7 protein-coding genes are annotated in these 13,526 nt (G+C 54.1%); all 7 read right to left on the bottom strand.

What is annotated here, in order from left to right; all coding sequences use genetic code 11:
* Positions 1–386: 386 nt before the first annotated feature.
* The 7 genes from RID21_RS29885 to RID21_RS29855 are packed head-to-tail and all read right to left on the bottom strand — an operon-like array spanning position 387 to position 13,526.
* On the bottom strand, positions 387–2,489 hold the full coding sequence (locus tag RID21_RS29885) for a DEAD/DEAH box helicase (protein ID WP_350195388.1): 2,103 nt from the start codon (positions 2,487–2,489) through the stop codon (positions 387–389).
* Positions 2,486–3,625 (bottom strand): hypothetical protein, encoded by a 1,140-nt coding sequence (locus tag RID21_RS29880; protein ID WP_350195386.1) that lies wholly within the window; start codon positions 3,623–3,625, stop codon positions 2,486–2,488. Before RID21_RS29880 ends, RID21_RS29885 begins: the two co-directional genes overlap by 4 nt.
* A 9-nt stretch (positions 3,626–3,634) precedes the next feature.
* Positions 3,635–4,951, bottom strand: coding sequence for a BREX system ATP-binding protein BrxD (gene brxD / locus RID21_RS29875; RefSeq protein ID WP_350195384.1), 1,317 nt, complete (start codon positions 4,949–4,951; stop codon positions 3,635–3,637).
* Between the two features lie 6 nt (positions 4,952–4,957).
* Positions 4,958–7,651 (bottom strand): BREX-2 system phosphatase PglZ, encoded by a 2,694-nt coding sequence (gene pglZ, locus RID21_RS29870; protein ID WP_350195382.1) that lies wholly within the window; start codon positions 7,649–7,651, stop codon positions 4,958–4,960.
* The gene (locus tag RID21_RS29865) at positions 7,648–11,340 is read right to left on the bottom strand and encodes a DUF6079 family protein (RefSeq protein WP_350195380.1); all 3,693 of its coding nucleotides are present in this window, start codon (positions 11,338–11,340) and stop codon (positions 7,648–7,650) included. The genes pglZ and RID21_RS29865 overlap by 4 nt, the downstream gene beginning before the upstream one ends.
* Before the next feature lie 45 nt (positions 11,341–11,385).
* Positions 11,386–12,258 (bottom strand): HNH endonuclease family protein, encoded by an 873-nt coding sequence (locus RID21_RS29860; RefSeq protein ID WP_350195378.1) that lies wholly within the window; start codon positions 12,256–12,258, stop codon positions 11,386–11,388.
* Complete coding sequence (locus RID21_RS29855) at positions 12,255–13,526, bottom strand: AAA family ATPase (protein ID WP_350195376.1); 1,272 nt, start codon at positions 13,524–13,526, stop codon at positions 12,255–12,257. Before RID21_RS29855 ends, RID21_RS29860 begins: the two co-directional genes overlap by 4 nt.

Here is a 13,526-nt window from a genome sequence, read left to right as displayed (position 1 = left end):
CTATGGTCAATCCCAGAGAAACGAGGCTACTCTCTTGGCTTTCGTGTGCTCTGCAGCCCTATCAAGTAATTCCGAAGGAAGTGATAACCAGCAAAAGCGTAGCGACATCCGCAACGAAGGGCTCCGTATGACTGGATAAGATGACTGTCACAAGCCATGACCTGCCTCTAGAACCTTGGAAGTCAGCTGCATACTCAACTCTATGAATAGATTGCCTCTGATTTACCCCACAGCTGAAGTGACGGAAAGATTTTTAGCAAAGCGACTTATCGCCCTGATCTCTGAATGCCCTTAATCGTGTGGTATAGAGTATTTGACTAAGAGAGCAGCTGCCTGAGTCAGTTTTCCGGTCCGTTCGTCAGAATCGAATGTCTCGAACAAACTTCCTATTGAATCACATATCTGACTGGTTGCTGGAGGAGTTCCCTGGTGGCGTTTCTGTCCTGCAGGCGGTGGGCCAGCATCTGGATGGCCAGTTCCGCGGGCAGGCATTCGGAGAATTTGAGCCCTTCTAAAGCCTCTTCTTCAACAGCCGGGTACATGTCGTCAGCGTTTTGCCGGACGACTGTGGAGACCGCCGTCTTGATATCCTCGAACGCGAGGGAGGACTGAAAGTTCAGCATGAAACTGTCGCACCGGACTTCGCTTCGTGTCAGACGGGAAAGCTGGCAGGCCAGTGCGGCATTGACCTGTGATCCAGCATAGGTCCACCATTCAACTTCCTGACCTCCCGTCTGAAGTACGACTGTAGATTTCGGCTGCAGCCAGGTATTCTCCTCTCGAAGTTTCGTGAGTGTCTGCGTGGCTCTCTGAGACCAATAGTCCCGGTTCTCTGTCGTCGATAGAATTTGCAGCATTGCCTGCGTCATACGATACGCCAGGCCCTGGCCAGCTCCTGACCAGCGTGTGCGTCCTTTGGAATCGGTTGGTTCTACCCAGGCTTTCCGCCTCTGCCAGTCGATGTGATTAATCTGCCAGGCACGGCCCCCCAGCAAAAGACTTCGTGGGCCGTCCTGTTTACTGAGAAATGTCATTTCATCGACATACCCCAGTTCCTGGCGTCCATAAAGGATGGCAAAGAGCGGGGGCGAGAGAAATACCGAAAACAGCTCCATGAAATGTCTGCGTCCATAGGTGTTCTCTCCCGCTTGTCCCATGCCCAGGATGCCCGCTTCTTCCCAGAGGATCTCCCGTTCGAGCATCGATTTCACCAGCTGTTCGACCTGCTCAGATGCAATGCTCTGAAAACCCGAAACGCCTTTGAGCCAGTCAAACCAGTCGGTGCGCCCGATCCCACTTTCCTGCAGGATGAGTGCCATCAACTGCTGGGCCAGAATATGGTAGGGCAGAGGGGGAGGCTCAACTGGTTCGACATAGCCGGCTGCCCAGAGCTCAATCAGGGCGGCTGCCTGAATGAGCGTTTCTTCTTTGGTAGCCAGAAACAGGCAGTTCCGCAGTGTTCCCACGCGGCGGCCGGTGCGTCCCATCCGCTGCAGGAAACTGGAAACGGTGGGCGGCGAGTCGATTTGAATCACTCGATCCAGATTGCCGACATCGATCCCCAGTTCGAGCACACTGGTAGCAACAATGACACAGTCATCACGCGAAGCAAACGCCTCTTCAGCCTGCTTTCGCTGTTCCTGGCTGAGGGAACTATGCGTCACAAACGTGGTGATTTCCAGTCGCCTAAGTTCTGAAGCCAGCTGTTCTGCTCGCGCCCGACTGTCGACGAAGACCAGCCGTTTCTCCCCCCGATGGAGCCGGGAAATGACGACTGCCGCATTCGAGAGCGAGCCCACGTAATCCAGTTGGACGTCGGCTGCATCCGCGACGGAGGCCGGCGGGAGAAAAACATCGCGGGGCCGCTGACAGGAGCCGGCGAGCCAGTCCACGAGCGTTTCTGGATTTCCCACGGTAGCAGAAAGCCCCAGACGCTGCAGCTCCCGCCCCGCGATACGCGAGATCCGTTCGAGTACGGAGAGCAGATGCCAGCCCCGATCGTCACCGGCAAAAGCGTGGATTTCATCGATGATGACCACCTGGAGATTGCCAAACAGGCGTTGCGCATCCACGTTGGGAGAGTCCAGCATTACTTCCAGCGATTCAGGTGTGGTCAACAGGCAGTCCGGCGGTTCGCGCAGAATCTTTTTCCGTTCTCCCGGTTTCACATCGCTGTGCCAGAGTGCGGAGCGTCGTCCCAGCAACCGACAGTACCCCTGCAGGCGGATGTCCAGATTATTGAGCAGCGCTTTGATGGGACAGATATAAAGCACACTCAGGCCGTTCCATTCCTCAGTGAGCATCCGGGACACGACGGGAAAAAAAGCTGCTTCCGTTTTGCCGCCCGCAGTCGGCGCCAGCACGATCAGGTGTTTTCCTGCCAGGATATCCGGAATGACCGCATCCTGAAACGGGCGCAACTCCCGCCAGCCCAGACTGTTGACGATGTGATGCTGCAGTGCAGGATGGAGAAGGTCAAAACTGCTCAAGCGGAAAGTCCTTCACTTGGTTCTTCGAGAAAGTGATTCGGAACTAGAAATGAGGTTTCGTCCTGACTGTTATCGACTTTGATTACGCGACTGTTGCAGGGGCCAGTATTGAGAACTTTAACTGTAAATTCCTGGTCTTCGTCGTCTTTGTATTGGTACTCCCAGTTCACTTGAGGGGAATGAGGAACCACCATTCCTTCCTCGACCTCAACAGGAGTTAAGCACTCATTTGCAACTAGGAATGACTTCTCGCGTTTGCTAGGTTGATACACTCGACTCCGCCGAGCCCCCGAGAAACAGACGACAACAGTTTGGTCTTTCCGATTGCCTTCTGAAATCTTATAGAATTTACCACTGTCAGGAAGCGAGGTAGAAGGTGGATCCTGCTGACGTGAATTATAATTTAAACAAATCCCATAGAATTTATTTATTTCGTCTTTAAATTGAGTCAACTCATTTATCAGGTCTTCCCAGGCAATACACTTCAAAGACTCATCTTGCACCATTTTTTCGAGGAGTGGCTCGAACCAATCAGTTTGCCAATTCATAAACGTCTCTTGCACATCTATAGAGAACTGAGAAATACGATTTCCAACGGCCTCTCGTATCGAATCAGCATCTATGGCAGCGTCGAATATCCCCTTGTTGACCTGTGCCTGAGGAGCTACCACAAAGAATCCTACCGTTTCCAGTTCACGCGGTAATTGCTCGGCTTTCTCTAATGTATGTGCCATGCAGGCGATCGTGCGTGCTGCCTGATTATAGCCAGGCGCATTTTTAGTTCCCGGCGAAAGTCCTGAAAACATTTTGGCTTCGTAAACACAAAAATGTTTGGCATCGGAATTCAACTTAATGGCGCTCTTCGTTCCTTTCTCTCTGGTGATGTCGCCGACAGCGCCATCCGTGTGAGTGTTTTTCTCGTATGGAGTTCCCTTTTTCCTGCCGAAAGGAGATCGCAACTGCCCTTCTGAAAACCAATTAATTCCTTTGGGGAAATACTTATCGTTTTTGAAATACCCCTCTTCTGCGGCCTGTAGAATCAGACGCAGCATCCAGCCTTCGTTGTAGATCAGGGTCTCCGGTTGATTTCCACTTGCACCCAGCTGATTCAACGATTTCAGCATCTGCTCCGGCATATCACACCTCTAGAATTCGAGTTCGATTTCATCCACATCAGTGGCACCGGCGGCCTGGCGTTCGACGGGAGTTAATTCTGTATCGGACATCGTCAGCCGATAATGTTCGTGAGGATCGAAATCGTCGAACTGATCGATGCGGTCGAGGATATCGGCAACCAGCTTTTTCAGGAAGATCCGGGGCGCGACGCCGACTTTACCCCCCAGTTTCCCCGCCACTGCCTGGGCCAGTTCCTGGATATAGCTGTCATCACACAATTTTGAAATCCGCTCTGGTGCCTGGGCATGCTGCTGGAAGAGATCTCGGACTCTGCATCCGACCAGACAGAGGCGTTCCAGGCTGAAGGCCGGGAGCCGAATCTGGGGAGCGCGGGGATTATCAAACCGGGCGTCAGTCTGAAAGTCGACGTGCAGTCGCTGAGCCAGCGGTTCCAGACGCTGGATGCCCTGCGGTCCCTCATAAAACGCGGGAGTGCCGGTGACCAGAAGATACAGTCCGGGGAAGCGACCGGAGTCAACTTCGTCGATCAGCTGGCGGAGTGCATTGAGGCTTTTATCCCGCACATCGCTGCGAACGCGTTGAATGGTTTCGACTTCATCCAGGATCAGCAGCAGTCCCGGATGGCCCGAGTCCCGCAGGACCGTCAGCACTCCCTGCAGAAAACTGAGGGCACCAAAGTGGTCGATGTCCCCCTTCACCCAGCAGTAGCGTTTTGCAGAAGCAGAGACATTCGGCTGCCCGGCCAGCCAGGCCAGAATCCCATCTGCGACAGCCCGTTCCCCCGCAGCCTGTGCCCGACGGTAGCCTCTCAAGGCGGTACTGAAGGTTGGGGTGATGTCGGTTACCCGTGCCAGTCGCTGTTCCAGAAGTTCACTGGTGCGATCGAGCAGCGCCTGCTGATCTGATTCATCGATCTGTCCTTCTGAAAGGACATCCTCTTCCAGCGCATAGAACCAGCCGTCGACGACATTTCGCCAGGCTCCTTGTGGCGTGTCGGCTGTCGAGAGTCGTTCCATCAGCCGGCGGTAGACCGTTTCCAGTCGATGCAGGGGCGTTTCAGTTTCCGAGACCTGCACTTCCGCTGTCGCAAACCCCTGCTTGCGTGCCTGGTCGGCGAGCCAGCGGGAGAAAAATGTTTTTCCGCAGCCGTACTCTCCGCGAACCGCCTTGAACACACCTCCGGTTGAAGCGACTTTCTGCAGTTCTTCTGTGAGGGCAGGTTCAAACCGCTCCAGGCCGACGGCAAATGCATCGAGGCTGTTTTGCGGAACCGTGCCGCGGCGGAGTGCATCAATAATTTCTTCGCGTCGTCGGGGACTGATCATTGGCAATTAGTCATCCAGGTCATACTGTTTGAGCAGCAGCTCGCGCTGCAGTTCCACGGTGTCCGAAGTTTCGTCGTAACGGATCACATCGTAGCCATCGATATTCAAGACACGTTCCACTTTGGCTAGAAACCCGGGCATTCGTAGAGGAGCCGCGTCGAGTGCGCGTGTCAGGGCGCGGAGTGTCATCGTACCATCGCGCCGATCCAGCGCCTGCAGCAGGCGTGAGAACTCTTTGTCTTCCGGAACCCGTCGCCCCCCCAGCCGCTTCTGGTCTGCAAAGACCGGGCTCTCGAGTAGTTGCTGAATCCATTTCGGAACCTCGGGAGCTTCGCTGGCTTCCGGCGTTTCTACTTCCTCTTTCAGCTCTTTAAACAGCAGCGGTGCTTTTTCCACCTTTTTCTTGCGAGTGCGAACAGGAGGGGAGGGCACAAGCGTTTCATGCTCCGGCGGTAGTTCATCCCACCAGACGGGGGTGTCGATGGGCTGCTCACTCCAGTCTGGCGGGAGTTCATCCGAGTTGGTAAGCACCACTATTGGTACGACCATTTCCTGAGGTGAGAGCCCCCCATGATAACCGTTTTTCTTCATGCTATAGCGGATGCGTTCGCTCCAGGGAGCGATCAGTTTCTGATCTGTGGTCTGTACGCGACTGCCTGAAATCAGCAGTTCTCCTGTAACAGGAGCCGAACCTGCAGGGCGCCAGCGTTCGCCCCCCGCCGTCTCATCCGGGGTGTTGATATTCTGAGTCTGGCAATCGAGCACATGGCCGTGATCGCTGACGAGAACCACCAGTCGGCCTGCACTGCGGGCATCGTGCAACAGTGAAGTGAGCAGCTGAATCTGATCGCGGGACCAGCGTGTATCCAGTTGCTCCCCTTTGAGCAGATTGTCATCGACGGCGTTGATCACTACACCCACAACGCGCCGGGTGGAAGCGATTTCCTTTCGCACCTGACTTTGTTCCGGTCCCTGCAGCGCGGCCTTGTGAAACAGCAGCGGGGACTCCCGTCCCGGAGTTTTTCCAGACAACCGGGGATGATTTTCGAATCCCTTTTTCTCATCGTGCTGTCCCCCCTGCATCAGTTTGCCGGTTAAGAGACTCGTTCGCGAGAACTCCGTTGCCGAGGGGATCGCGGCGATTCCGGGTCTGTTGAATCGTTGATTTGGTTCCGCCAGCGCCACCCATTCATTGCGGGTCAGGTCGCTGAGCAGTTCGCGGCAGACGGCGACGCTCATACCGTCGATCACGAGCAACAGGACCGGTTGCGACTCTGCCAGCGGCGCGATGGTCTGCTCGATTATCTGTTCAACAGGCAGTACGTCATTCCCTTTTGAGCCTGACGCGGTCCATTCAGCCAGCAGCGTTCCAAAGTGTTCTGACTGCTGTTCGCGGATCTGGGTCACGGTTTCAAACAACCGCTGATATGCCTGTGAAAGGGCTTCCACTTCCGCACCGTGTCGGACCTGCAGGCGGGCCCAGTCAACAAAGCCGCCCGTCTCCAGCTGGTATCGCGCAGCGGTGGCGAAAGACTGTGGCAAAGCTGCAGCGGACGGTTTGTCATATTGCAGCCAGCGGACCAGGCGGAGTGCCATTTCCAGCCGTTCGAGCTGTCGCGTCTGATCGAAGGAAGCATCATGACTGCGGATTGCGGCTTTCAGTTCCTGGAGTCGTTCGACTTCCTGCCAGGCGCCGCGATCCAGGATGTCGGTGAGCGTTGTGCCGAACTGCTGTAACCGCTGTTCGTAACCCAGCAACGACGTATCGCTCAACCGGGCGTACTCTGCTGCAGCGAGTTCCTTCAGGATGTCGTCTGCCCGTCGCACGATCACGTGATGCTTATGCAGATCGGTGTGCTGCAGGGAACGAACCACCTCGCGGGCGGAAAGCACCCAGCGCTGCACCTGGTCTGGTGTGGGAGACTCTTGCGGGAAGAACAGCCCTTCAAACTTGCCTGTGGCCTTTTCCAGTCGGCCGCGTGCGTCTTCGTGGTACAGCACAAGCATGGCTATGCCGACCGACAGCGGATGTTGTTTCGGTTTGTCCTCCTGCAGGCACTGCAAAATCAGTCGGGCGACGGGGCCGGCCTTTTCACACAGCCAGTCGATGGTCGCTGCCTGAAACTCTTCAGATTGGTGTCGGAAGTGCTGGGTGGCGGTCTGGTCGAGTGACCATTTCAACAGGCTCGTCAGGTCGGGCGATTCTCCGCGGAGCTGGATCGTATGTTCGAGCAAAAGCGACCAGGCGGTATCGGCATCGAGGAAGCCACCCCGTGCTGGCGGATAACCGTGGCGCGGTCCCAGTGCCAGCAGGGCCTCGGCCATCCAGGGATGATGCGTCAGTCGTGTATCTACATTGCGGGCATTGAACAGCGAGCAGACAATCTGCCAGGGTTGAAGCGGGAACAACCGCTGCTTGGCCAGTCGATACCGCAGGTCATCCCCCAGGTCGTTTTCTTCCAGTCCGGTGATCAGAACTTTCGTCGTCTTGTCGGGCACTGGTTCGCGAATGGCGATGCGACAGGCCAGGGGAGAATCGCACTGGTAGATCAGATAGGTCTGATCGCCATCCTGAATGCGGGTTTCATCACTCCAGCGGCCACGTGAATGGATGCCGATGACGTCGGCCCGGGTCGTTTTCTGCTGGATTGTCGCGACCTGGGCTTTGATCTGACTGAAGGTCGGGGCGGTGAGAGTCATGCCTGCGTGCCTCCCTCTTCAATCACCCAGCTTACGTATATCTGAACCGACTGTCCTGATTGCAGGCGGGATTTGATTTTCGTCAGGGTCTCTTCCGCTTCAGGCAGCGTCAGGCCCTGTCTGGCATCCTGCTCGATAACCTTGACCCCCGGCGTGGTTGCGGGCGGGGCCGGTTCGGGCTCGGGAGTTGCAGCGGGCGGAACGGGATCCGGTTTGAGATTTTCCAGTGCATCGGAGATCAGCCGCGATGCCTGCGACTGGCATGCCTGCAGTGCGGGGCCGAGCTCGTGGACATGCTCGTCACTGACGAGGGCCTGCTGCAGGTCGTCCAGGATTTTTGTGACCGCAGTTTTGAATTTCGCGGCCAGTTTTTGAATCTGGTTGAAGGAATCCCAACTGGTATGGTTGAGTGATTCCTGCAGGCGGTCGGCTTTGCTGATGCACTCGCCCATCGCCGCGGTACTGGTGGCGATGGAAGCACCGGTTAACAGGGAGACCACGTCCGCCGGTTTGGCAGTACTCAGATTTTCCACAAGGACCTGGCTGGCGACCGCGGTCTGCAGGCGATCGGTGCTTTCCGCGGCAATACCTAACTCGACGAGTCGTTCCTTGAGCTGCCGGGCGTATCCCTGGCAGGCGGGGCGGGCCTTTTTCGCGATCGTCTGACAGGCGGTCGCGAGGGCTTCGACATTGCCGGCACTGAGGAGCGACGATCCGCTATACCCGAACAGGATTGCTGCGAGTTCCAGCGCCTGCTCCCAGTCGGGCTTCGGTGGGAGTGCAATCGTGCGCAGTTCGCAGGCGTCGGGCAGGTTGCTGACCGTTGCTTCATACGGGGCACCGTGCAGGTAGGGAACCCGGTTGTCCTGGGCGGCGTAGAGCAGGATCACCAGGTTCTGCGCTTCCGTGGGCAGTCCCATTGGTCGGGGATCGTCGATCCATCTGCGGAACTGGGAGACTGAAAGTTCGCTGCCGGTTTCTGCGGCTTTCTTCATGAAGTGCGACTTCCAGTGATGACCGAGGACGAAGTGGGTGGCGTCGATGCCCATTTCGCCGAGCTGCAGCGGGACCGCCACCTGCCTTAACAGGGGACGCATCGATTTGTCGACGGCGAGCCGGCCATCCCGGGTCTGGGTTGATTGCACCACCAGGTCGAATACTTTATTCAACGTGCTCTTTTTGATCTCGGTTTCGAACTGCGGGGCGGCCGGGAATTCGTATTCCAGGGCCTGGCTGAGCAGGTGCTCCATCGCGGCAGAGAGGTTGGCTGCCACCGGTGGTTGCGGAGTGAAACCGTCTTTGAGGGAAACATAATGCTGATTGAGTTCGAGTTCGTTGGTGCTGTCGATGGAATCACTGGAGTGCCGATCGAGACCGTAGGCGGCATCAAGGTTGTTGCGCACGCGCTGTCTCAGCTGGTTACGCTGGCTTTCCAGAATGGTGCGGGCGGCCTGGCGATCCTGCGGGGAGAGATGATTCGAATATTCGTTGAAGCGATCGCCGGTCATCAGGAAGTCGAGCAGGTAGAGCATGCCCACATCCTTTTGCGCTTCGGCGGTGAAGAAGGAGGGGACCCAGCACAACGTACGGCTGCCTTCCGGGTTGGAGGGGGAATACTTCTGCAGCCTGCTGATGTCGTCGCGCGGTCCGTGCCCCGGCTCGTCGAAGGGGAAGTCGATGACCAGCTTCCAGTCGCTGCTTTCGTTTTCGAGTGAGGAGTCGGGGAGCTCGCGGATATTGCGGAACAGGACGTTGCAACTGCGCCTGGTGTTCCGCCAGGTGAACTCGTGGAACTGTTCGAACTCTCCCTCGCCCTGGATACCGAGCTGTTCGAAGAGGATCTGCCGGATCAGGCGGCTGCGGTTGCCCTGGTTGTCTTCACGACGGACCTGTTCGATGATGCTTTCGGTATCGACGCCGGAGAGCTGGACGGTGATCGTGGGGTTGCTTTCATCACCCAGGCGGATTTCGCCGACGCTGCCCGACCAGTGTTTGAAGCGACGGAACACTTCGGCGGCTTCTTTGCCGGGGATGGGGGTTTTGATGGTGCCGTGGTTGAGGGCCGCCAGTTTTTCGGCGTTCAATGCCCGCAGAGATTCCACGTTGGGAACCAGGGCCGAGAGCAGCAGCGTTTTCAGCAGGCGGTCATCGTTGCGGAAGGCCTTGCGTTTAGGGTCGTTGAAAGGGAGGGTATCCAGGTCCTCGTGATGGATGTTGTGTTCTTTTTCCAGCAGGGGGAGCAGCTTGAGGTGGTAGAGCCGCTTGGCGTTGTCGAAGTGAATTGCCATTTCGGGGCTGAAGGCTTCATCGCCGTGGGCGACAACATCGAACAGATCGCCGACCGGAATCAGTTCACCCAGTTCGAGTGTCTCGCGATGATCGACGAGCAGCTGCATCATCACCTTGAGCGCGGTCCGTTCGCGCTGCAGCACACTGGAGACGCCGATCAGCGTCTGGACGAGTGCCGGGCTGAAGGGGTAAACCTGGCGGAACATTTCCTGATTCCCCTCGTGGGTCAGCAGGATGTTCATCACGTTGTCTTTCATCCGCGCGGTCTTATCGAAGGCGGCGCCCAGTTCGATGCGGGCGGCTTCGTCTTTGCACTTGAGGATACGTTTCGACGCGATCGCGGGCAGGTTGCGGTCTTCGAGGGTGATGGTGTCGAAGCGTCCCTGCTGCCAGTCGAGCGAGTCGCTGAAGCTGAGTTTTTCGGCACCGGGAACATGATCGCCGACCAGCTCGCGGAGATCGCGCTGGCGGGCGACGAAGCTGATCAGCGGGATCGGGCGTTCGGCGGACTGGGCTTCGACGAGGTTGGTGAGCTTGGCGGCTTCGCTGCGGACGAAACTGAGGTCGGCCGAGCGGGTGGCGAGCCAGAGGATGAGTTCGTCGAGGAAGAGGATTAACGCGTCGTAGCCCAGGCTGTGGGCGTGCTGGCTGATCAGGGAGAGGCCTTTGTCGAAGCGGACGAAGTTTCCACCGCGCTGGCTGACGACCTCGGCGTGTGAAGACGCGACCGTTTTGAGCAGGGTGCTGACAAGCTTGAGGTGCTGTTCCGAATCGGGGTCAGCGGCGGCAGCGGCTTCGAAGGTTTCCGCGGTCCAGGTGCTTTCGAGATCTCCCCAGCCGCCGCTGCTGGTGCTCTGGTCGCTGTTGAGGCGTTTGAAGAAGAGATCGTCGCCGTAGTTTTCGCGTTCGTTCTGTGCCTGTTCGATGAGGGAGGCGGAGAGATAGACGGGGGGCGTGGGTGCCTCGGGATGCGTGCGGCGCATGAAGTCGACGTAGTTGCCGAGGATGCCCGATTCCATGTCGTGGGCGCCGATCATGTGATAGGGGACGAGCAGGAACTTTTTGCCGCCGAGCCAGGGGTTGTGTTTCTGAATGACGGCGGCCAGTTCGGGAATACTGCGGGCGGCGGTGTTTCCCTGGAGGATCAGATGCAGGACGGCCATGAAATGACTCTTACCGGAACCGAAGCTCCCGTGCAGGTAGCTGGCCTTGCTGGAGCGGTTCTGTACGGCGTTGCCGATAAACGAGAGGGCGCTGTCAAAGCAGTTCGCCAGCTCGGGGGTGACCACGTAATGATCGAGGACGACCTCGGGCCGGTCAATGTCTTCAGCGAGCCTGAGAACAAAATCCCCTTTTTGCACACGCTCGGGGATGTTGATGAGTTCTTTGATGAGAGTCATGGATGGTTTTTACTTTATGAATAATTAGCGATGTTGATTCAATTGTCAGCAGGACTTGCTTTTCCAGAAAGCAAACGCTTTTTTTGCTATACTTTCAGCTTCTGAAAAATTCTTTCTATATAATTTTTTAAAACATCGCATACAATTAGTGTGTTTCTCTGCTCCGGAAGTGTATTCCTGAACTATTATCTGAGCTTCCTTTTTCTCAGCGGAATTGCCATCGTCATATTGCTTAAGTGCTTTGAATAACCAATATAGCATTTCGGCTCTTTCTCTTAGTAAAAAAGAGCGTTTATCAAGTTCAAAAAGCTCAATTGTGACCAAAGCACGCTTCCTGCTAAATCCATTCGATGCTTTAGCTTTGGGTAGCACTCCTTCAAATTCGATCAATTTTTCCGGGTCTTCGTCGAGATCACTGATGGGGTAAATCAAATAAGAATTTTCGCTTTTCATTCTTGCAGGATTCTTTGAATGGTTCATTCTTACTTTACCTGCTATTGGAAAAAAGCATTTCTTCCGATCTAAATTACATGCTTTGCATGATGCAGCATAATTAAAATAGTTATAGGCTAGTAATCGATAACCAGGCTCCGATCCTGAAGTGGGGTTTTTGATCAGAATTTTTTCTTCTTCAATCAATGATTTTGAGGCGACCCATGAATCGGCTCTGTTTTTTGGGCGAAAATGCTCAACATCTTGCTCATACTTATTTTTTTCAATTTTCTTCTCACAATAAATGCATTTCGAATACTGGAGATCCATAAATGCTTTTTTAATTGGACGCCAGATGTTTTCAATCTTCAATGTTGTGTTTAATTCCAATTCTTTAGTTTTGTCTTTCGCGTTTTGAATCCAGCCGGCATCTTCTTTTGAGATCATTTTTTCAAGGCGTTTTGAATCGATTTTTATTCGGATCATTTTTCACCCTCTATGCCCCTGGCCAATTCTGATAGAAATTCTTTCGCAGCACCTTTGTCTCCTCTACGAACACGATTGCGCAACTCATCCAAAAGATTTTGTTTCGCTCTAGCACGAGTCGATTCTAATCCAAAAAGTGTTGAAACAAGAATTTGATCGGCATCTAGACCATGTATCGGTTCTTCAAATAGATCGACTACTGTCCTGTGAAAACGATCTAAACTAAGCCGAGTGATATTCATCCATTCAACTGAGCCAGCGATCAATGGACTGTGTGATGTGAAAATGAATTGTAATCGAGGAAACGTATTAGCTAGTTGAGATATCACATCCATTTGCCATCTTGGATGAAGATGTAAATCGATTTCATCAACAAGCACAATCCCCGGGATATTTTGCATACTGATTTTAGTTCTAAGACTGATATACTCGAGGTGGTAAAGAAGATCAGTAATCCAACTTAAAAAACCCTTGTATCCATCGGAAAGACTACGTAACGGGATTTCCATTCCACCACGAGTGAAAAGACAATCATCCTCATTCCAATTACCTTCATATTTCAACTGGCTTTTTGCTAAGGCGCGATTTATGAGCTTAACTATAAGTTCAGAACGCTTTTTTCTTCTTTTGTGGTTTACAAACCATTCCCAAAAATCTACCAAGGTAAATTCATCTTTAATGATGCTGTTTATTCGATCGGTTCGCCAGTAGTGCGTTCGATTTCTGAGATTTTTTGACCTCTCACTATCAAGAGATCCTCTTCGTGAAGTCCCGTATGCAACAATAAAAAAAGCGGCGTTTTCGTCTTCGTAAACCTGTTTCCATCTAATGTTTTTGTTTTCTTTGTGCTCAATATTCTCTAGTTTACCTTTTTTAGAAATAAGCAGTTCACTGGAGAACCCACGACTGGACGGTGGAACTATCGAATCGAATTCACCTTCATGTAGAGTAAAGAATGCTCTAATCGTTCCTATTTCACTTTTCTCTGCTTCTGAAGGTTTACGCTGAGAAGGGATGAGGCGAACTAGTGGTTTGGGATCAATGCGTGATTCAATAATTGCAGGGCCCAGAGATGCCAGTGCAATGACTTCAAGAACAGTCGATTTACCAGTGGAGTTCTCACCGAAAAGCAGATTGACGTTTTTTAGTTTAGGTGCCTGCTTAATCGGTTTATCTTCCCCATACACTCTCTCTGGGTAGTTAAAGTGAATGGTGCTTTCTGCTGCGAAAGTGCGAATATTTTTCAGGGTAATGCTATTGATATACAT

Source organism: Gimesia sp., from assembly GCF_040219335.1.
GTDB lineage: Bacteria > Planctomycetota > Planctomycetia > Planctomycetales > Planctomycetaceae > Gimesia.
The sequence above is the reverse complement of the archived record's forward strand: the minus strand, read 5'-3'. Positions and strand labels throughout refer to the sequence as shown.